Raw genomic sequence first — 19,730 nt, 5'->3', positions numbered from 1 at the left:
CCGGCCGGCTAGGGCTCGTTCGAGAACTCGTCCACCACCGTTGCCCCCAGCTCCCGGACGATCAGGTCCTGCCCGGAGAGGGCCGACTCGTCGAGGTCGGGGTCGTCGTCCTCGGGGATGTCGTCCTCGACGGACACGGACCGCGGCTTCGGGGCGGAGGGCTGGGGCGCGGGGGCGGATGCCGCGGGGGCGGGAGAGGGTGCGCTCGACTGCTGGGCGGGGGTGGACGGGGCGGTCGACCGGGACGGGGCGGGGCGCTGGGCGGTTGCCGTACCGCCGCTGCCGCCGCTGCCGCCGGCGTTGTAGCCGCCACCACCGGAGCTGTAGCTGCCGCCGCCGTAGCCACTGGCGCTGCCGCCGGGGGCGCCGCCGTGGCCGCCGTTGCCTCCTCCGAAGCCGGAGGGGCCGCCCGGAGCCTGGGGCGCGGAGCCCCCGGAGGGGTCGACGATCGCCTCGATCTTCCACTGGACGTTGAACTGCTCGCCCAGCGCCTGCCGCAGCACGTCCTCGCTGCCGCTGCTCAGGAAGTTGTCCCGCGCACCCGCATTGACGAAGCCGAGCTGGAGGGTCGTGCCGTCGAAGCCGGCCACCTGGGCGTTCTGGCTGAGCAGGATCCAGGTGAAGCGCCGACGGTTCTTGACGGCCTCCAGGATGTTCGGCCAGAGCATGCGGGGGTCGAGACCGCCACCTGCGGGATCGGGGGCGGGGGTGGCCGGCGCGGGGGCCGAGGGCGAGGGCGAGGGTTCCGGTGGGGTGCTGGGGGCGGGGGCGCTCGGCGCGGGGGTGCCGGCTGCCGGGGTGTGCCCAGCCGCGGGGCCTGGTGCGCCCGGGGCGGCCGTGGGCCAGCCGCCGGGGCGACGGCCGCCGCTGCCCGCGGAGGCGGCGGTGGGCCAGGCGCCGGGTGCCGGGGCCGCGGGTGCGGGCGCCGCGGGTGCGGGCGCCGTGGGCTCAGGGGGTGCCTGGGACGGCTCGGGAGGCTGGGGCGGCTCGGTGTGCCCGCTGGCGGCGGGGCCGGAGGCGACCGGCCGCCGCTCGGCGGGGGCACCGGGGGAGCCCGAAGTACCAGGAGCGTCGGGGACGTGCCCGGCCGCAGCCGCCGTATCTCCGCCACCGCTACCGGCACCGCCGTCGCTGCTCCCGCCACCCGGTGCTCCGGAAGCCCGTACGGCGGCACGGGCCGCGGCCGGACCGCCACCGGGCTGAACCGGAGCAGCCGCTGCCGCCGCCCCACCATGCCCCTCGGGCCCGGGCACGTAGCCCATGGCGGGCATGCCGGCGGGCCCCGCGGAGAAGTTCACGCCGCGCTCGATGCGGTCCAGGCGGGCCATGACGGACCGCTCGTCGCCGTAGGCGGCGGGGAGCAGGACTCGGGCGCAGATCAGCTCGAGCTGGAGACGGGGCGAGTTGGCGCCGCGCATCTCGGTCAGTCCGTCGTTGACGAGGTCGGCGGCCCGGCTCAGCTCGGCGGGGCCGAAGGTGGAGGCCTGGGCCTGCATGCGCTCGATGACATCGGCGGGGGCGTCGATGAGCCCCTTCTCCGCCGCGTCCGGAACGGCGGCGAGGATCACCAGGTCACGCAGCCGCTCCAGCAGGTCGGCGACGAAACGACGGGGGTCGTTCCCGCCCTCGATCACGCGGTCGACGACCTCGAAGGCCGCGGCTCCGTCGCCGGTGGCGAAGGACTCGACGACGGAGTCGAGGAGGGAGCCTTCGGTGTACCCGAGCAGGGCGGTCGCCATGGCATACGTCACACCGTCCGCCGCGGCACCGGCGAGCAGCTGGTCCATCACGGACATGGAGTCACGCACGGAACCGGCACCGGCCCGCACGACGAGCGGGAGCACCCCGTCCTCGACCGGGATGGTCTCCTTCTGGCACACCTCGGCGAGGTAGTCCCGCAGGGTCCCGGGCGGCACGAGCCGGAAGGGGTAGTGATGGGTCCGCGACCGGATCGTCCCGATGACCTTCTCGGGCTCGGTGGTCGCGAAGATGAACTTGAGATGCTCCGGCGGCTCCTCGACGACCTTCAGCAGCGCGTTGAAGCCGGCCGACGTGACCATGTGGGCCTCGTCGATGATGTAGATCTTGTAGCGGCTGCTTGCGGGTCCGAAGAAGGCCTTTTCGCGCAGGTCACGGGCGTCGTCCACGCCACCGTGCGACGCGGCGTCGATCTCGATGACGTCGATGGAGCCGGGGCCGTTGCGCGCGAGGTCCTGACAGGACTGGCACGCACCGCACGGCGTGGGCGTCGGCCCCTGCTCGCAGTTCAGACACCGCGCCAGGATCCGCGCGCTGGTCGTCTTGCCACACCCGCGCGGCCCGCTGAACAGGTACGCGTGGTTGACCCGGTTGTTGCGCAGCGCCTGCTGCAACGGGTCGGTGACGTGCTGCTGCCCGATGACCTCGGCGAAGGTCTCCGGGCGATAGCGGCGGTACAGAGCGAGAGACGACACGCATACGAGGTTATAGGCGCCCACTGACAACGAGCCCCGCCCCGGGAACGCAAACGCCCCCCACGCACCCGCCAGAGCCAACCTACCCTTGCTGCCTTCCGGCCCTGGGGGAGTTCAGTCAGATAGCGCCGCGTGAGGGGCTGCGCCAAGGCTACCTGATGTCAGGGGCAGGGAACGAGTTCGCGAGCACTCCTCTCGGTCATGTAATGTTTCCGGCGGAGGATTCGCCTAGAGGCCTAGGGCGCACGCTTGGAAAGCGTGTTGGGGGCAACCCCTCACGAGTTCGAATCTCGTATCCTCCGCCAGTGCCTCACCGGGCACGATGTCGAAGGGCCCCGCTGCTTGCAGCGGGGCCCTTCGGCGTTGTCGGGGCGGTCATCTCTCGTAGGCCCGCTTCCAGCGGGCTCGGTGGCGGGAGTCGCCCTGGCCTTGGCCGTTCACCTCGGTCAGGGAGAGCAGTGAGGCTCCGTTGTTCCACAGGCCGAGGTGATCTCGGTGGACGGCGAGGATGTCGTGCCGCACCGCGAAGCTCTCGGAGGGGCGGCTGAAGCGCGTGGTCGTGACGAAGACGGCCAGGTCGGCACCGAAGTGCACCTTGGCGCCCAGCAGATCTCGTAGTTCCCGGCTCGCGATCGTGCTGGTCGGGGCGTAGCGCTTGCACTGGATCACCATGCTCCGGCCGTCCGGGAGGCGGCCGACGACATCGGCGCCGTTGTCGTTGGCGCCGCCCACTCGCCGGACGTCGGTGCATCCGTCCCGTCGGCAGAGGGTTGCGACCAGCTCCTCGAACTCGGTGCCGGTCATCGCGTCCACCTCGGCGAGTGTCCGATGGCCGGCCTGTACCGCCTCCTGATGCCGCCAGAGACGGTCCCGGCCGCGCACGAGCCGGTCCGTACGCCACAGCCACCAGCCTGCCGCTCCGACGCAGCCGACGATCAGCGCGCCCGTGACGTAGGGCCACACGGCCGACCAGAACACCGCCAGCAGGGCCAGGACCAGGCCGCCGCCGATCACCACCGCCTTCAGCCGTGCCGCCCGCCGCCTTCGAGCGGCCGCACCCCGTTTGCGCCCAGCCACGCCAGCCACGATCGAAGCCCCTCCCCGAGAGTCCGCGTACGGCAGTCTGGGCAGCTCGGGGCAGCACGAGTAGGGCGCGAGTCGGCCATGTCCGGATCTGGCTCACTGAGGAGTACTTCGGTATCGGGGCGGATCAAGGCGTCGTGCTGGGGATGACGCAGTTCTTCGGCTGGGGCTTGCCCGTCGGCCAGCCCAAGCCGACGAACTTCAGGGTGCCCTCGCCTTTTCGGCCCGGGTCGAGTTCGACGATGGCGGCCGGTTTGTCGTAGGCGTTGCCGCCTGTGGTGAGGCAGATCAGGCCGCTGGTGGCCTGGACGCGGTGGCGGGACTGGAGGAGGGACCACTGGCGGCCCACGTCCTCGCGGGTGGGGGCGGTCGTCTCGGGGGCGCCTCGCTGGGCCTGGTGGAGGGCCTTGCCGATGGTGATGAGGCCGTCGTAGACGAGCATCGTGCGGGAGTCGTCCAGGTTCGGGGTGGAGCCGAGAGCGATGCCTTCGCGCCGGGTGTCCTTGATCTGGTTTCTCAAGGTGTCCAGGGCCGCCTGGGGTTCGGTGAGGTATTGGGGGAGGTCCTGGGCGGACGGCTTGTTGCCTTGGGTTGCCGTGTGGTTCTTTCTCCACGCCGTCAGTTCCGTGGTCCAGGCGTCGGGGTGTGCGGGGGCCGCGTACTGCACCGTCACCTTCGCCGTGCCGTCGTCGCCGCGGAGCCGCGCCCAGTCCTTCTCCGTCATGGCCTGGCGCAGCGAGGCCGCGTCGGAGCCGCTGACGATGGTGTAGTGGCGGTTCTCGCAGCCCACCTGGGCGAGTTTGAGGGCGAAGATGCGCAGGTGGAGCGTGCGGCCCGCGAAGTAGATCGTGTCGGCCTCGGAGTCGCAGATGTTGTTGGCCGTCTGGGTGAACTGGTTGCCGGTCGAGCCCGCCTCGTCGATGGACGGGGACTCGAAGGACATCGCGGCGGGGCCGGCCGGGCCCTTCTCCTTGATCCTGCTGAACGCCCTGGCCAGCGACTCGTTGTAGCCGTCGGGGCGTTTGTCGTAGACCAGGACCGTCCTGAGGTTCCGGCGGCCCCGCTCGCCGTTGAAGTTGGCCAGGGCCTGGGCCGCGTCGTGGTTGGTGGGAAGGATGCGGGCCAGGCCGGGGAACTTCAGAGCGGCCATGCCGTCCGGCCGGTCCTCGTTCGCGATCCGGTCGCCGCTGATCCGGGCCGCGAGCACCGGGATCTTGTTCTCCGTCAGGCGTTTCACCGCCGTCTCCGTGGCGGCGAGGCTCAGGTTGAAGCCGGTGACCGCGCGCAGCCGGTCCTCGGGGGAGGCGGCCATCCGCAGGAGGGTGTCCACGACCTCCGCCTGACGGCCGTAGGCCTGCCCGGGGTTGGCCAGCACCAGGCGGATCCTGGGGGGTTCGCCCTCGCCCTCGTTGGCCTGCCGCTGTCCCAGGTAGGCGCCCTGGAGGTCGCTGCGCATCTGCCGGCGCAGGGCCTCGCGGTCCGACTGGAGAGGCAGCATCATCGCCACCGTGACATGCGGCTGGTTCGCGATCCGCTGGTTCTCGCGTGCGATGGCCCGGGCCACGTCGGCGATCTCCGGGGTGCCGAAGTCGTAGCCCTCGCCGTTGACGCCGACGCACTCGCCCTCGATCCGCTCGACGCCGTCGGCGCAGGTGTCCGGCCTGCGGAGGAGGGAGGTGGTGAGGGCCACGCCTGCCACGATCGCCCCTACGAGCAACACCGAGTAGAGGATCTTCCGCCATCTGGGCATGCCGTCATCTCCTTCGCCGGAGCTGTTCGGTGCAGGTGCAGCGCAGCAGGGGCTGTTCGTTCTCCGCCAGGCCGCTCCAGTCCGTCGCCGTCCTGCTGAGCCGGCCCGCGCCCTCGAAGTCCATGATCGAGAGCAGGTCCAGCAGCTTGGCCAGCGTGCGGGCCGTCTCCTTGCCGGTCGGTCTGGTCCGCTCCTCGCACAGCCACACGGCGTGCAGCAGCTGGTCGACGGTCCGGCGCAGCGGCGGGCCGTCCGCCGCCACCAGGCCCTGGGCGCGCTCCCGCCGGGCGTCCGCCCCGCCCGGATAGGGGGCTTGGGCGATCTCCAGAAGATCCGCGCACCACGCGCCGGGGCGGCCGGGGAGTGTGGCGGCGAGGTGGCTGACCACGTCGTCCGCGCCTCCGGACACCAGGTGGTGGTTCATCCGGTGTGCGGTGAGCGAGCGGAAGGCCCCGTCGCCCTGGGCATCCGGTGCCTCCCCCGCCGCGCGTTGCGCGTAGTGGTCGCGCAGCAGATGGTGGTCGGCGTACCAGGCGGCGCCACCGGGGCGTAGTCCGTAGAGCCGGTGCACCAGCAGCTGGCGGAGGCCGAAGTCGCCGATGAAGTGGCGTTCGCAGGCGGGCCATCCGGTGTCGGTGAGGAGCTGGGACACGTGATGGGCGGTCAGGTGGTGGACGTGGCCCGTCTGGTGGTGGCGGAGCAGGACGTCCGCGCACTCCGTGTCGTGGGCCACCGACAGGTGGGAGAGCAGGTCGAGCCACTGGGCCTGGTGCTCGGTCGGCAGCCGTACGGGTAACTGCTCCAGGATCAGTTCGCGGAGCAGTACGTCCGCGACCGGGCGTTCGGGGGTGTCGTCGCCGTGGAGTCGCAGCGGGGCGTCCAGGATGGCGCGGTCGTTGGCGTCCGCCGGCATGCGGAAGGCCGCCGCGGCGGCGGACAGCCGGATGACCGTGTGCGGACGGCCGCCGCTCAGCCGGGCCACGGCGGCGTCGATTCGGCGGCGGTTCGTGCCGCCCTCAGGCTCGGCGCGCTGCTGTCTTCGTACGGTCTCGCGGCGGAGCTGGTCGCCGGTGAGCAGCGGCATCCGCAGCAGGACCACGCCGTCGGCCAGGGGCGCCCGGTCCGCGGCCCCGTCCGTACGCCGGGACCAGGCGGGCGGGGCGCCGTCGGCCGGCCGGTACTCCGCCGGGGGCGTCGCCTCCTCGGGCGGCAGACCGCCGTGCAGGAAGGCGCCGCCGTCCGGACGGCGTGCCGTGCCCACGATCACCACGCGGTCGCGCTGCCCGGCCCGGCGGTCGGTGAGGACGGCGCGCAGCAGGCGCTCGCCCAGGGGCGACTCGGCGTGGTCCAGCAGCAGGGCCGGGCGGCCGACCCGGCGCAGCCAGCCGGAGGGCGAGGCGTAGGCGGCCTCGAGGTCCTCGCGCAGCGCCCGGAAGAGGAAGCTTTCTGCCACTTCGCGTGCCTCACCGCCGGCCCGGAAGTCGGCGGCGAGGATGCGCAACCCGATCCTGGGCTGGCCGGCCGCGCCGGGATACGCGCCGTAGAGCCGCTCCAGTTCCGCCCTGCCCCGGGGGGCCAGTCGCTCGAAGAGGGCGTCCAGCAGGGCGTTGCTCACGGCCGCCGAGTACGGGTCGAGCGCCTGCCCGGACAGGGTCGTCAGCAGGTTCCGGATGGCACCGCGCAGCACGCCCCGCCAGAAGTCGCCGGCACCCAGGCCGCGCAGGCGCTGCTTCTGGGCCAGACCCTCGTAGCGTTCGGCCTCCGTCGCGACCGCCTCGGGCGTGCCCTCCGTGACGCCGGTCGCGATCATGGCCAGTCCCGGGAAGAGCCGCGGGAAGGCGAACGGGCCGCCCGTGCCCTGCCAGGTGCACAGCCGGCGGGCGACCTCGACCAGGGCCTCGGTCGTGGCCGAGCGGGCGCCGGGCTCCGGGTCCGCGCGGTCCGCGTACACCGGTGAGGCGCAGTCCAGGTGGATCACCGGCACCTTGGCGGCGAAGCGGTCCCGTACCGCGCGCAGCAGGCGGCCTTTGCCCATGCCCGGGCCGCCGGTGAGCAGGACGACGGGGAGGTCGGGGCCGTACAGCAGGTCCCGGCCGGCCCCCGACGGCGTCCGTCCGAGCAGCCGTGCGAAGAAGCCCTCCTCGCCGAGGAGTTTCTCGAACCCCAGTTCTTCACACACGGAGCCCCCATGGAGTGCCTGCCCGCCCGGGGCGGGTGACCGGTGACCGCTGTGCCAGAAAAGATCCAGTGGAACACGGAACCTCTGGCCGGACAACGGGGGCTGCACGGAAGGAAGTTGCCGGTGGCCGCGCGGACCGTGGCGGGGGTCACCCCTCCGCGGGTCGCTCGTCGGTCCGGTCCGACGTGGGCCAGACGTAGGGAAGGTCGTCGGGGACCCCGGGGAACAGCTCCGCGTACGTGGTCGCGTCCTTGCGGACCAGGGCCGAGCGGTGGCTGCGATGGAAGGTGTCGTCGCCCAGCCAGGGAGGCAGTTCGCCCTCGGCGGCCAGCAGGGGCTGGTCCCGTACCGGGGCGTGGGGGCGGGTCGCCGCGAGGTCGGCGACGAGGCTGGCCGCGCAGGTATCCTGATGGCCCTGTTCACGCCAGACGCGGCAGATCTCCAGGCCGTAGCGGACCAGCGCCTCCTCGTAGCCGGCCCACATCCGCACAGCCGGATGCCGGCGCCACGCGTAGTCCGGCACGACCAGGCCGCGCAGCACCTGCAGCGCCTCGACCCGCTGTTTGCCGAGCCGGCGGCGGTCCAGGACCAGGGCCGAGTCCCGGAAGCCGGGGTAGGGAAGGAAGGTCTGCACTCCGTCGTCCCTGGCCCTTACCGCGTCGCGCGGTGGTGGGTCCGCACCTGGCCTACGGCCTCGCCGGTCCGGCCGACCGGCTCAGGGGGCTGCTCCATGATCGGTCATCTCCCTCTCGGGGCGAATCATCCCTGTCCCGGGACGAGCGCGACGATTGCCTGGTCACTCCGATCGCGAGCCTGCCGGAGCCCGGCCCGGGTACCCCCTCCCCCATGGGTCGGATCCTCGTGGGCACGTGTTCCTGGACCGACCGGGCGCTGGTCGGCAGCGGCTGGTACCCGGTCGGGCGGCGGGACGCCGAGGGACGGTTACGGCACTACGCCGAGCGGTTCCCGGTCGTCGAGGTCGACGCCTCGTACTACGCGCTGCCGGGCGTGCGGAACAGCCGGCTGTGGGCCGAGCGCACACCGGACGGGTTCGTGTTCGACGTGAAGGCGTTCTCGCTGCTGACCGGGCACCCCACCAGGGGGGCGGTCCTGCCGGGCGGGCTGCGGGCCGATCACCGGGACCCGGAGGTGCTCGACGAGGTGTGGGCCCGGTTCGCGGCGGGGATCGAGCCGCTGCGGCGGGCCGGGCGGCTCGGGAGCGTGCTGTTCCAGTTCCCGCCCTGGTTCCGGCCCGGGGAACGGGCGGAGGCGTATCTCCGGGAGTGCGCCGAGCGGACACGGGGGTGGCCCGTCTCGGTCGAGTTCCGGCATCCCGCGTGGTGGGAGCCGGACCGGGCCGAGGATACGAGCGCGCTGCTCGCCGGGTACGGCATGGCCGCGGTCGCCGTCGACATGACGCAGACGCTCCCCTCCTCGGTCCCGCCCGTGACGGCCGTGACCTCGCCGCGGCTGTCCGTCGTACGGTTCCACGGCCGCAGCACCGCCTGGGGGGCCGGGAGCAAGGAGGACCGGTTCCGGTACGCGTACGGCGAGGAGGAACTCGCCGAGTGGCTGCCCCGCGTGCGCCGGCTGGCGGAGCGGGCCGAGCAGGTCCACGTCCTGTTCAACAACTGCTGCGGCGACGCCGCCGTACGCGCCGCCGAGTGCATGACACGGCTCCTCGACGGCGAGGCCGGGGCGGACCCCGGAGCGGGCCGGGTGCCTAGGACACGATCCGCACCTGCTTCGACACCGTCACCTGGTCGACGTCCGACACCCGCACGGTCGTCTTCATCGTCCAGGTCCCGGGGAGGGGCAGGTTGACGGAGTTGGTGGTCCAGTAGCCGACGTCGGTGAGTTCGGCGTCGATCGGGCCGACCTTTTTGGAGGACAGCGTGAAGGTGATGCGGACCTCGGGGACGGTGATCGGGCCCCCGTCGGAGCCGTGGACCACGGCCTGGATGCCGTTCTCGCCGACACGCCCGGGGTCCACGGTGACCTGAACCGTGCCGCGACCGGTCAGGGAGTCCAGGCCCGTGTCGTAGGGCACCGTGACCAGGGTCGTGGGCGGCAGCGCGCCCACCGGGGCCTGCTGCGCGGCCTCGGCCTGCGCGCGGCCCGGCAGCGTGGTGGTGAGCAGCGTCGTGATCAGCAGCACCACCGCGGCGACGGCGACTTCGATGAGGACGGAGCGGCGCAGACCACGCCGCCGCACGTCTGCGTTCCCGTCCCCGTCCCCCAGCTCGGGGGCCGGCGCCTCCGGCTGCTCCGGCTCCTCGGCGTCCCGCGTGCCGGGCTCTGCGGTCGCTTCCGGCGGCGGCGGGGCGCCGACCGGCTGCGCGACCCGTTCCCGTACGGCCACGGGCCGGGCGGTCGCCGGTGCCGCGAGGCGTGCCGTCCAGCGGCGTGAGTACCCGGCCGCCAGCACCAGCGCGGTCACCGCGACCAGTTTCGCGAGCAGCAGCCGGCCATACGACGTGCCGCTCAGCGCGGAGACGGAGCCGAGGCCGCGCCAGGACTGGTACACGCCGGTGACGACCAGGACCGTCACCGAGGCGAAGGCGATACGGGAGAAGCGGGGCACGACCTCCGTCAGGTCCTCGCCGGACGAGCGGCGCAGGGTCAGGAGCAGTGCCACGAGGCCGCCCAGCCAGACCCCGGTCGCCAGCAGATGCAGCACGGACGACGTCATCGCCAGCGGCACCTGGATCCCGGCGGAGGCGTGCTCGGCCGCCGCCCAGGTCAGGGCCAGTCCGACGGCCAGGGCCGTGCCCGCCGCCAGCGCCACGGGCTCCCGGCGGTCACGGCTTTCACGGCTTTCACGGCTCCTGGACAGCCACACCAGGAACACGGCGGTCAGCAGCAGAACGGCCAGCCGGGCTAGCAGGGCCTTGCCCGGGCGGCCGGTCAGGGTGCGGGCGAGGGCGGAGGCGTCGAAGGCCGCCGCCGGGCCCGCGCCCGCCTCGTACGGGGCGCGCAGCAGGAGGAGGACGACCGTCGAGCCCAGCATCGTCCACCAGGCCGTCACCAGCGGCCTGCGCAGCGGGGACCGGTCCGCGGGCCGGCACAGAAGCGCGAACGCCGCCGCGCCGACGAGCAGCGCGGCGGCGAGGTAGGCGAGGTAGCGGGCGGCGTCGTAGAGGCCACCGGTCAGCGGGTCCTCGTCCGGGCCGGTGTCGATCTGCGTGGTCGTGGCGGACCGTTTACCGACGGAGAAGGAGAAAGCCCCGGAGACCGGGTGGCTGTCGGCGGACACCACCCGCCAGGCCACCGTGTAGGTGCCCTGGGCGAGCTTCCCGGGCAGGCCGACCCGGGCCGTGTCGGAGCGGCCGTCCGCGTGCGTGGCCTCGCCGGTGTGGACGCGGCGCTGGTCGGGGCCGAAGACCCGGAAGGAGTCGTCGAGCAGGCCTACGGATTCGGTGAAGGTCAGGGTGACGCTGCGGGGGGCCTGTCGTACGACGGATCCATCGTCGGGGTCGGTGGTGCGGAGGGCTGCGTGGGCCGAGGCGGGGGCTGCGCTGAAGAGGAGCAGGACCAGCACGGTGCCGAGCAGCACCAGGGCCTGAATTCGCCGGGGATGTCCGACATTGCGCTCCTCGTTCCGCCGTGGGTCCACGTGGTTCTCCGTGTTCGGGATTTCCGGCCTCGGGATACGTACGGATGGGAGTCGTTCGGCGCTCAGTGGGGGGTGGTTCGTGTTGTGTGGCGGCCGCGGGTGTGTGGGGGTTGTTCGCGCCCGCGCGGCGGAGCCGCACATCGATACAGCCCCGCGCCCCTAAGGAGCCGACAGCCCTGCGATCCTGTCCGCCTCTGCCGGGTAGCGCGCCGTCAGTTCCCGCGCCTCCCCGTGTTCGTAGCCCTCGAACGTGAAGCCGGGCGCCATCGTGCAGCCGAAGAGGGTCCACTGCCCGCGGGTCCTCCCGCCCATCCACGTACCTGCCGGGACGGTGAACTGCACGTGCTGGCCGCCGAGGACGTCCGGGCCCAGCACCACCGTCCGCGTGCTGCCTTCCGGGGCGAGCAGGAGAAGCTCCAGGGGATCGCCGAGGTAGAAGTGCCAGACCTCGTCGGTCGGCAGGCGGTGGAGGGCGGAGAAGGCGTCCGCCGTCAGGAGCGCGACGATCGCCGTGCCCTCGGGTCTGCCGTCGGGGCGTTCGGGACCGGCCCAGGTCTGCCGGAACAGGCCGCCCTCGCGCGGGATCGGCTCCAGTCCGTAGTGGGCGATGAGCTCGTCGGGAGTCACCCGGGGAAGAGTACTTCCCGGTCGAGGAAGGCGAGCTGGGCCTTCTTCTCCGGCAGGTACACGTCCGGCAGGTCGATCTCCGGCAGGACGACCACCGGCCCCGCCGTGAAGCCCAGTTCGAGGAAGCGGGGGACGGCCTTCTCGTTGCGCACGTCCGGGTCGACCACGACCCGCCGTCGGTCCAGGCCCAGCAGGACGTACCCGGCGATGGACGACACCAGCCGTGCGGTCCAGCCGGAGCGTGTGCCGCCCGGCCCGGCGGGGGCGAGCAGCAGGTGGACGCCGATGTCGCCGGGCCGGACGTCGTAGCACTCGCTGACGCGGTCGGACTCGGGCTCGTAGGTCTGGAGGAGGGCGACCGGCTCGCCGTCCCGGACGACGAGGAAGGCGTGGTGGGTGGCGAGAGTGTCCAGGTGGGCGTAGGTCTCGGCCACCTGCCGCTCGCAGATCCAGGCCCTGGACCGGTCGCAGCCGGTTCTGCCGATGGTGCCCGGCGTTCCCGAACGCCGCAGCCACGACTATGTCCGGGCCGGCACCACGACCCTCTTCGCCGCCCTGGAGGTCGCCACCGGCAAGGTTATCGGCTCCCTCCACCGCCGCCACCGGGCAGCGGAGTTCAAGAAGTTCCTCGCGAAGCTGGACAGGGAAGTCCCGGCTGATCTGCAGGTTCATCTGATCCTGGACAACTATGCGACTCACAAGACGCCCGACATCAAACGGTGGCTGCTGGCCCACCCGCGGTTCCGCCTGCACTTCACACCGACCAGCGCGTCCTGGCTGAACCTGGTCGAGCTGTGGTTCGCCGAGCTGACCCAGAAGAAGCTCAAGCGCGGCGTCCACCGCTCCGTCCAAGCCCTCGAACGCGACATCCGGGCCTGGCTCACCGAGTGGAACGAGCACCCCAGACCGTTCATCTGGACGAAGAACGCCGACGAGATCCTCGACAAAGTCGCCGCCTACTGCCGACGAATCTCTGACTCAGATCACTAGGGGCTTTGGCTGCGGACGCGGCCGGGCCCGGGCCGGGGGATGATCGGGGCATGGACGTCACTCTTCACCTCGCCCAGGACCCAGAGGCCGACGCGCTGCTCGGCCGCAGTCCGCTCGCCGCACTGGTCGGGATGCTGCTGGACCAGCAAGTCCCGATGGAGTGGGCGTTCAAGGGTCCGGCGACGATCGCCCAGCGGCTCGGCAAGGACGACCTGGACGCGCACGAGATCGCCGCGCACGAACCCGAGGCCTTCGCCGCGCTGCTCTCGCAGAAGCCGGCCGTGCACCGCTACCCGGGCTCCATGGCCAAGCGGATCCAGCAGCTGTGCCAGTACCTCGTCGAGCACTACGACGGTGACGCCGAGGCCGTCTGGAAGGACGTCGGCACCGGCAAGGAGCTGCTGAAGCGGCTGGCCGGGCTGCCGGGCTTCGGCAAGCAGAAGGCCCAGATCTTCCTCGCCCTGCTCGGCAAGCAGCTCGGGGTGCGGCCGACGGGGTGGCGGGAGGCCGCGGGCGCTTACGGCGAGCCGCAGTCCTTCCGTTCCGTCGCCGACATCACGGGCCCCGAGTCGCTGGTCAAGGTACGGGCGCACAAGCAGGAGATGAAGGCGGCGGCCAAGGCGGCGAAGGCCGCCGGGGAGTAACAGCCCGCCGGCAAGCAGGCGTCAGCCTCCTGGCCCGCCCCGGGTGGCGGGCCGCTCCGGCCCGGTCCGAGCATGGACCATGCACCACGGTCACACCCCACCCGCGACGGGGAACGACCTCCCGTGACCCCCGCACCGCAGCCGGTCCCCCGCGGCACCCGCCGGAACGCGTGGCCGCGGGTGCTCGTCCTGCTGCTCGCCCTGCTCGTGCCGGGCGCGCACGCCGAGGCGCACACGGGGCCGACGGCCACCGTCTCCGGAGAGAGCACGGCCGTCGAGTGCGATGTCCTCGACACCGCCCTGCGCCCGTCGGCCCGGGCCGCCCGGCGCACCGCCGTCCCGCTGCGCCCCGCCCCGCTCCCGGCCCCCGGGCCCGCGTACACCGCACCGCGGCCCATGCCCGTACCGCCGGGCCCGCCGCACGCCCCTCGCCCGCCGCGTTCCGAGGTCCTGCGCTGCTGACCGGACCGGACACCGGTCCCTCAGCCCGCACGCGACCAGCCGGAACGAACGCGACGAGGAACAGCGAGGAAAACAGCCATGCTCCAAGACCCGTACGCGGTCCTGCGCGCCCTTCTGCGCGCCGAGGCCGCCCGCAGCACCCGCAAGCCGCCCCGGCCCAAGTCCACGCCGGACACACGCAGGACCCAGCAGCCCCCCGAGGAACGGGAACGCGGCTGACCGACCCGCGGCGGCGGAGGCGGTCAGCCGAGCGTCAACGCCTCCGCCGCCCCGAACGACGGGCCGTCCCGAACAGTGACCGCGTGATCTCCCGCCCGATCTGCGTCCCCACGGACCTGGCCAGGGACTTGAACACCCCGCTGCCCACCACCTGCTCCACGGCGGACGGCCGTTCCTCCGCACGTTCCTCCACCGGGGCGGTGGCGTCCCGCATCTCGTCCGGCCCCTTCGCCCCCCGGCCACCCCGGCCGACCCGGTCGTCCGTCAGCCGCTCGTACGCCGACTCCCGGTCCACGGCCCGCGCGTACCGCTCGTACAGCGGCGACTCCTCCACCGCCCGGTCCAGGGCCTCCTGGCCGACCGGGCCCATCAGGGACTCGGGCGCGCGCAGCCGGGTCGCGGCTACGGGCGTCGGTGCGCCCTTCTCGCTCAGCACGGTCACCACCGCCTCGCCCGTCCCCAGGCCGGTCAGCACCTCTTCGAGGTCGTAGGGGGACTTCGGGAAGGTCTTCACCGTGGCGTTCAGGGCCTTCTGGTCGTCGGGAGTGAAGGCGCGCAAGGCGTGCTGGACGCGGTTGCCGAGCTGGGCGAGGACGTCGGCGGGTACGTCCTTCGGGGTCTGCGTCACGAAGAAGACGCCGACCCCTTTCGAGCGAATCAGGCGCACGGTCTGCGTGATCGACTCCAGGAACGCCTCGGAGGCGTCGTCGAAGAGCAGATGCGCCTCGTCGAGGAAGAAGACCAGCCGGGGCTTGTCGACGTCGCCGAGCTCGGGCAGATCGTGGAAGAGGTCGGCGAGCAGCCACATCAGGAAGGTCGAGAACAGCTGCGGCCGGTCCTGTACGGCGTTCAGCTCCAGGACGGAGACGATGCCGCGTCCGTCCTCACCCGTCCGCAGCAACTCGGCCGTGTCGAACTCCGGCTCCCCGAAGAAGCCGGACGCGCCCTGCGCCTCGAAGGCCGTTAGGGACCGCAGGATCACCCCGGCCGTGGCGGCCGACAGACCGCCGATCGTCTTCAGCTCCTGCCGGCCCTCGTCCGAGGTCAGGAAGGTCACGACCGCCCTGAGGTCCTTGAGGTCGATCAGCTCGAGGCCCTTGCTGTCGGCGTAGTGGAAGATCAGGGCGAGGGACTGCTCCTGGGTCCGGTTCAGCCGCAGCACCTTGGACAGCAGCACCGGGCCGAAGCCGGTGACCGTGGCCCGGACGGGGATGCCGCGGCCGATGCCGCCGAGGGCGTAGTACTCGGCCGGGAAACCCGTCGCCGTCCAGCGCTGGTGGACGTCCTCGGCCCGGCCCTCGACCCGGGCGTCCGAGCGGCCCGGCGCCGCGATCCCGGAGAGGTCGCCCTTGATGTCGGCGAGGAAGACGGGCACGCCCTGGGCGGACAGCTGCTCGGCCATCAGCTGGAGCGTCTTGGTCTTGCCGGTGCCGGTGGCGCCCGCGACCAGGCCGTGGCGGTTGAGCATCGTCAGCGGCACCCGGATCTGCGCGTCCGGCAGGCACCGCCCGTCCCACAGCAGGGCGCCCAGCTGCAGGGCGGGTCCGGAGAAGGCGTAGCCGGAGGCGATCTTCAGGGCCTCCTGGGGGAGGGCGGCAGCGCGCTCCGACACTTCCGCAGCCGGGGCCGACGGCATGGTCTCGCGGTCCGGCATATTCACGCCCCTGTTCCCGGTTCGTACCGCCTTGTGGGGTTTTTTTCAGCGTCGCACTACGGCGCCATGGCTGCGCCCGGAACGTCTTGCCCGGTAGGCTTTCCGTGTGATCTTCAAGCGCATCGGAAACGGCCGGCCGTACCCCGACCACGGCCGGGAAAGCACCCGGCAGTGGGCGGACGTCGCGCCGCGCCCGGTCCGCCTCGATCAGCTCGTGACGACCAAGGGGCAGCTGGACCTGGAGACCCTCCTCGCCGAGGACTCGACGTTCTACGGCGACCTCTTCGCGCACGTCGTGAAGTGGCAGGGCGATCTGTACCTGGAGGACGGCCTGCACCGCGCGGTGCGGGCGGCGCTCCAGCAGCGCCAGGTGCTGCACGCGCGCGTGCTCGAGCTGGACTGAGCCCCGCCGGTAACGGGTTGGCCCTTTCGGGTTCGTCTGGATCGTCTGGGCGATGTCGAATGATCATCTAGTAGGCATCGTCGCCCAGGCGCACTACGCTGCGCTCATGAGCATGCTGACTCCCCCCGGCATGGGCGGCAAGTACCGCATCACGGGCAACAAGCACCCCCGGATGCGCGGACCCCGGCGGCGCGGCCGGCTCGTCGTCGTGGTCGTCGCCTCCGTCGCCGTGCTCGGCGTGGGCGGCTGGGGCACTCTGCAGCTCATCGATGTCTTCACCGGCGGCGGCAGAAAGGCTTCGGCAGCCGGCAACGGCACGGACTGCGCCCCCAGGACCAAGGCGAGCGCCTCGCCCGCCGCCAAGGCGCTGCCCGAGCCGCGCACGATCACGGTCAACGTCTTCAACGCCACCACCCGCGGCGGCCTGGCGAAGAAGACCGCCGACGAGCTGAAGAAGCGCGGCTTCAAGATCGGCGACGTGGGCAACGCGACCAAGCAGTACGACAAGAAGGTCAAGGGAACCGGCGTGCTGCTCGGCCCCGCCGCCGCCCTCGACACCTCGCTGCCCGTGCTCGGCACCCAGCTCCCGGACGCCGAACGGCGTACCGAGGCCGCGCGCAAGGGTGCCGCCGTCGACCTCGTCATCGGCGACGGCTTCAAGGAACTGGCGAAGAAGACGGACGCCGACCGGGCCCTGACCAAGCTGGCCAGGCCCGAGCCGGCGCCTACGTCGAAGAAGGGCTGCTGAGGGGTCCGGGGGTGTATTAGGCCCTGGGGTGTCTTAGGCCCTGGGGCGTCTTACTCAGCCGCCCCGTACATCCGGTCACCCGCGTCGCCGAGGCCCGGCACGATGTAGCCGTGCTCGTTCAGGCGCTCGTCGACCGAGGCGGTCACGACCGTCACCGGGGTGCCGGCCAGCTCGCGCTCCATGATCTCGACGCCCTCCGGGGCCGCCAGCAGCACCACGGCGGTCACGTCGTCGGCGCCGCGCTTGATCAGCTCCTGGATCGCCGCGACCAGCGTGCCGCCGGTGGCGAGCATCGGGTCCAGCACGTACACCTGACGTCCCGACAGGTCCTCCGGCATCCGCGTCGCGTACGTGGAGGCCTCGAGCGTCTCCTCGTTGCGGATCATGCCGAGGAAGCCCACCTCGGCGGTCGGCAGCAGCCGGACCATGCCGTCCAGCATGCCGAGCCCGGCCCGCAGGATCGGCACCACCAGGGGGCGCGGGTGTGAGAGCTTGACGCCCGTGGTCGTGGCCACCGGCGTCCGGATGTCGACCAGCTCGGTGCGCACGTCGCGCGTGGCCTCGTAGGCGAGCAGGGTGACCAGCTCGTCGGCGAGGCGGCGGAAGGTCGCGGAGTCGGTGCGCTGGTCGCGCAGCGTGGTGAGCTTGTGGGCGACCAGTGGGTGGTCGACGACGTGGAGACGCATGTCCACAACAGTAGCCGGGCCGGGTGAGCCGGGCCGCACGGCAAGCCCGCCGAGGGGCTGTCACCTGTTCACCGGCGTCAATCGCCCGTCCGGGGGAAGGCGGGAAGGACGAACTGGGGGTGACGAGCCAGATGCCCGACCGGGATTACCGAGAAGATCTGTCGCCGCGCGCATGGCCCGGGGCGGACCCGGCGGCCGACCGGACGGACGAGCCGGACATGTCGTCCGCCGAGCGCCGCCGGCGCCGCGCCCGCTTCCTGCGCGACCTCGCCGAGGCCCGCGAACTGCGCGACCGCGTCCAGCCCCGCCGCGCCAAGACGGCCCGCCTGCGACACGCCATGCGCATGCGCACGTTCCGCTGGTAACCCCGTCCCGCGTGCCCGGGTCCGCCGGTGGACCCGCACGCCTGCCATCGGTAGGCCCCGCACGATTCCGTCCGCGGCCCCAGACGGGTCCGCCGTGACGCCCGTACCGATCAGCCCGCGGGCCCCAGACGGTCCACCGTGACGCCCGTACCGATCAGCCCGCGGGCCCCAGACGGTCCACCGTGACGCCCGTACCGATCAGCCCGCGGGCCCCAGACGGTCCACCGTGACGCCCGTACCGATCAGCCGGTGGGACCCAGACGCATTCCGCCCGCGTAACGCGCACGCGTTCCACCTGTGGGACCCGAACGGGTCCGCCCGTGGCATCCGCACGCGTCCGTCGGTGGCACCCGGACGGGTTCGCCCGTGGGACCCGGACGCGTCCGCCGCACAGGGCCGCGCGTCCGCCGGTGGAACCGGGACGCCTTTCACCGGTAGGGCCGACACACATTCCCCCGGTGGGAACCACACGCGTCCGACCGTGGGACCCGCGCGGGTTCCGCCGGTAGGAAACGGGTGGGGAAACCGTTGGAGAAGATCACGAACCGCGCGGGCGTTGTCGCGCTGACCGTGCGTGGAGTGGGGGAAAGCCGCGTACGATCCGCAGGTGGCGGCAACGAGCGTGCGATCAAAACTGCCGGACACAGGGTGCCGAAGACGTCCCCTGAACGCCTTGTTTCTGCCACGATTCCGAGTGGGCGGGGCTCGGACGAGCACTCCCCGCCCTCAACCTCCGCCGGGGGGACCCCCAACCGGCACGCCTATGACCAGTGGGAGAGTCACGGTGTACTTCGCCGCACTGCTCGCGCGCACCGAAGACGGGTGGAAAGCGAGCGACACAGAGCTCGACGATGTGGAAACCCTGTCGGATCTGGCCGACCTGGCCCGTGAATCCTCCCCCGACGAGGACACGGTGCTCGTGCTCATCGAGCAGGAGGACGCCTGGTTCGGCGTCGTCCGCGTGGACGGCGAGGACGACCCTCGTATCTACGTCTCGGACGCCGCCGCCGCTGCCCGCAGCAGCTACGGCGAGATCCTGCTCACCGACGAGCTGCTCGGCCGGGATCCCGACGACGGGGACGACCTGGACGCCCTCGACCTCGACGGGACCGAGGACGGTGAATCCGACGAGGCCGACGAAGAGGCCGACGACGGGGCCACAGCCTCGGCCGACGCCGTCCCGCACGGCCCGGTCGGCGACCCCCAGATCCTCGACGACCTCGGCGTCAGCGAGAAGGAGCTGCGCCTGATGTCGACGGAGGCCGTCACCGAGATCGCCGAGTCCCTGGGCGCCTCGGAGACCCTGGAGACCGTCCGCTGACCGGTCCCGTCGGCCCAGGACCACCGGATCCGGTACGTGACCCCTGGCGGCCCGCGATGCGACTCGCCCTGGACGAGGCCGCCGGGGCCGTCCGGGGCGGGGACGTCCCCGTCGGCGCCGTCGTACTGGCCCCGGACGGCACGACCGTGCTCGCGGCCGGGCACAACGAACGCGAGGCCGGCGGCGACCCGACGGCCCACGCGGAGGTCCTCGCCATCCGCCGGGCCGCCGCCGAGTTCGGCCAATGGCGGCTCGCCGGCTGCACCCTCGTGGTGACGCTGGAGCCCTGCACGATGTGCGCGGGCGCCATCCAGCAGTCCCGCGTCGACCGTCTCGTCTACGGCGCCCGTGACGAGAAGGCCGGCGCGGCCGGCTCCCTCTGGGATCTGGTCCGCGACCGGCGGCTCAACCACCGGCCCGAGGTCATCGAGGGCGTGCTCGCCGGGGAGTGCTCCAGGCTGCTCACCGAGTTCTTCCGCAACCGCTGAATACCGATTTCAAAGCACGCCGCACCTTGCTGTAATGTCTCC

The 19,730-nt window shown here is 72.5% G+C and carries 18 protein-coding genes, 1 tRNA gene, 1 other RNA gene and 2 pseudogenes; 11 read left to right on the top strand and 11 right to left on the bottom strand.

Annotation, left to right across the window (positions count from 1 at the left end):
* Window positions 1-8: 8 nt before the first annotated feature.
* Both OG542_RS21170 and ffs read right to left on the bottom strand, forming a co-directional pair.
* Window positions 9-2,453, bottom strand: a complete 2,445-nt coding sequence (locus OG542_RS21170; protein WP_328412981.1) for a DNA polymerase III subunit gamma and tau — start codon at window positions 2,451-2,453, stop codon at window positions 9-11.
* A 46-nt stretch (window positions 2,454-2,499) separates the two neighbouring features.
* Window positions 2,500-2,598, bottom strand: an RNA gene (gene ffs / locus OG542_RS21165) — signal recognition particle sRNA small type.
* Window positions 2,599-2,670: 72 nt separating this feature from the next.
* Here ffs and OG542_RS21160 point away from each other — a divergent pair.
* Window positions 2,671-2,758, top strand: a tRNA-Ser gene (locus OG542_RS21160).
* Between the two features lie 70 nt (window positions 2,759-2,828).
* Here OG542_RS21160 and OG542_RS21155 read toward each other — a convergent pair.
* The 4 genes from OG542_RS21155 to OG542_RS21140 all read right to left on the bottom strand — a co-directional run bounded on the left by OG542_RS21155 (window position 2,829) and on the right by OG542_RS21140 (window position 8,099).
* Entirely contained in the window at window positions 2,829-3,479 is a 651-nt protein-coding gene (locus tag OG542_RS21155) for a restriction endonuclease (RefSeq protein ID WP_193483009.1), read from the bottom strand.
* A gap of 184 nt (window positions 3,480-3,663) precedes the next feature.
* On the bottom strand, window positions 3,664-5,286 hold the full coding sequence (locus tag OG542_RS21150; RefSeq protein ID WP_328412976.1) for a type 1 periplasmic-binding domain-containing protein: 1,623 nt from the start codon (window positions 5,284-5,286) through the stop codon (window positions 3,664-3,666).
* A 4-nt stretch (window positions 5,287-5,290) separates the two neighbouring features.
* Window positions 5,291-7,465, bottom strand: a complete 2,175-nt coding sequence (locus OG542_RS21145; RefSeq protein ID WP_328412974.1) for a hypothetical protein — start codon at window positions 7,463-7,465, stop codon at window positions 5,291-5,293.
* Between the two features lie 148 nt (window positions 7,466-7,613).
* Window positions 7,614-8,099 carry an MSMEG_6728 family protein gene (locus OG542_RS21140; RefSeq protein WP_328412972.1) on the bottom strand — a complete coding sequence of 162 codons (486 nt, stop codon included), beginning with the start codon at window positions 8,097-8,099 and terminating at the stop codon, window positions 7,614-7,616.
* Between the two features lie 212 nt (window positions 8,100-8,311).
* On the opposite strand from OG542_RS21140, the gene OG542_RS21135 reads away from it, so the two are divergent.
* Window positions 8,312-9,289 carry a DUF72 domain-containing protein gene (locus OG542_RS21135; protein WP_328412970.1) on the top strand — a complete coding sequence of 326 codons (978 nt, stop codon included), beginning with the start codon at window positions 8,312-8,314 and terminating at the stop codon, window positions 9,287-9,289.
* On the opposite strand, the gene OG542_RS21130 is transcribed toward OG542_RS21135, so the two are convergent.
* The 3 genes and pseudogenes from OG542_RS21130 to OG542_RS21120 form a co-directional block, all read right to left on the bottom strand.
* Complete coding sequence (locus OG542_RS21130) at window positions 9,189-11,021, bottom strand: copper resistance CopC/CopD family protein (protein WP_328418032.1); 1,833 nt, start codon at window positions 11,019-11,021, stop codon at window positions 9,189-9,191. The two genes, OG542_RS21135 and OG542_RS21130, sit on opposite strands and share 101 nt — an antisense overlap.
* A 219-nt stretch (window positions 11,022-11,240) precedes the next feature.
* Window positions 11,241-11,708: a cupin domain-containing protein gene (locus OG542_RS21125; RefSeq protein WP_328412968.1), complete on the bottom strand. Its 468-nt coding sequence runs from the start codon at window positions 11,706-11,708 to the stop codon at window positions 11,241-11,243.
* Window positions 11,705-12,148, bottom strand: a pseudogene (locus OG542_RS21120) (GNAT family N-acetyltransferase); the annotation flags it as partial. The pseudogene OG542_RS21120 and the gene OG542_RS21125, both read right to left, overlap by 4 nt.
* On the opposite strand from OG542_RS21120, the pseudogene OG542_RS21115 reads away from it, so the two are divergent.
* From OG542_RS21115 to OG542_RS21100, 4 genes and pseudogenes are all read left to right on the top strand, one after another.
* Window positions 12,147-12,698: pseudogene (locus tag OG542_RS21115) on the top strand (IS630 family transposase); the annotation flags it as partial. The pseudogenes OG542_RS21120 and OG542_RS21115 sit on opposite strands and share 2 nt — an antisense overlap.
* A 50-nt stretch (window positions 12,699-12,748) precedes the next feature.
* A complete protein-coding gene (locus OG542_RS21110; protein WP_328412966.1) occupies window positions 12,749-13,342 on the top strand; it encodes an HhH-GPD-type base excision DNA repair protein in 594 nt (197 codons plus the stop codon).
* A gap of 123 nt (window positions 13,343-13,465) precedes the next feature.
* The gene (locus OG542_RS21105) at window positions 13,466-13,804 is read left to right on the top strand and encodes a hypothetical protein (RefSeq protein ID WP_328412964.1); all 339 of its coding nucleotides are present in this window, start codon (window positions 13,466-13,468) and stop codon (window positions 13,802-13,804) included.
* A 78-nt stretch (window positions 13,805-13,882) separates the two neighbouring features.
* Window positions 13,883-14,023, top strand: coding sequence for a hypothetical protein (locus tag OG542_RS21100; protein WP_311126533.1), 141 nt, complete (start codon window positions 13,883-13,885; stop codon window positions 14,021-14,023).
* Window positions 14,024-14,057: 34 nt separating this feature from the next.
* On the opposite strand, the gene OG542_RS21095 is transcribed toward OG542_RS21100, so the two are convergent.
* Entirely contained in the window at window positions 14,058-15,677 is a 1,620-nt protein-coding gene (locus OG542_RS21095; protein ID WP_328418030.1) for a helicase HerA-like domain-containing protein, read from the bottom strand.
* Window positions 15,678-15,783: 106 nt separating this feature from the next.
* On the opposite strand from OG542_RS21095, the gene OG542_RS21090 reads away from it, so the two are divergent.
* Together OG542_RS21090 and OG542_RS21085 are read left to right on the top strand one after the other, a co-directional pair.
* Window positions 15,784-16,080 carry a type II toxin-antitoxin system VapB family antitoxin gene (locus OG542_RS21090; protein ID WP_003999914.1) on the top strand — a complete coding sequence of 99 codons (297 nt, stop codon included), beginning with the start codon at window positions 15,784-15,786 and terminating at the stop codon, window positions 16,078-16,080.
* A gap of 130 nt (window positions 16,081-16,210) precedes the next feature.
* Complete coding sequence (locus OG542_RS21085; RefSeq protein WP_328348076.1) at window positions 16,211-16,828, top strand: LytR C-terminal domain-containing protein; 618 nt, start codon at window positions 16,211-16,213, stop codon at window positions 16,826-16,828.
* A gap of 50 nt (window positions 16,829-16,878) precedes the next feature.
* Here OG542_RS21085 and upp read toward each other — a convergent pair whose 3' ends face one another.
* A complete protein-coding gene (gene upp / locus OG542_RS21080; RefSeq protein ID WP_193482977.1) occupies window positions 16,879-17,514 on the bottom strand; it encodes a uracil phosphoribosyltransferase in 636 nt (211 codons plus the stop codon).
* Between the two features lie 131 nt (window positions 17,515-17,645).
* Between upp and OG542_RS21075 the strand changes: the two genes are divergently transcribed.
* The 3 genes from OG542_RS21075 to tadA all read left to right on the top strand — a co-directional run bounded on the left by OG542_RS21075 (window position 17,646) and on the right by tadA (window position 19,688).
* Entirely contained in the window at window positions 17,646-17,879 is a 234-nt protein-coding gene (locus tag OG542_RS21075; RefSeq protein ID WP_311130334.1) for a hypothetical protein, read from the top strand.
* A gap of 784 nt (window positions 17,880-18,663) precedes the next feature.
* Complete coding sequence (locus OG542_RS21070; protein WP_328418028.1) at window positions 18,664-19,200, top strand: tRNA adenosine deaminase-associated protein; 537 nt, start codon at window positions 18,664-18,666, stop codon at window positions 19,198-19,200.
* Between the two features lie 56 nt (window positions 19,201-19,256).
* Window positions 19,257-19,688 carry a tRNA adenosine(34) deaminase TadA gene (gene tadA, locus OG542_RS21065; RefSeq protein ID WP_328412962.1) on the top strand — a complete coding sequence of 144 codons (432 nt, stop codon included), beginning with the start codon at window positions 19,257-19,259 and terminating at the stop codon, window positions 19,686-19,688.
* Window positions 19,689-19,730 lie beyond the last annotated feature (42 nt).

The sequence above is a fragment of the Streptomyces violaceus genome (assembly GCF_036014075.1).
In the GTDB taxonomy this organism is placed as follows: domain Bacteria; phylum Actinomycetota; class Actinomycetes; order Streptomycetales; family Streptomycetaceae; genus Streptomyces; species Streptomyces violaceus.
The sequence above is the reverse complement of the archived record's forward strand: the minus strand, read 5'-3'. Positions and strand labels throughout refer to the sequence as shown.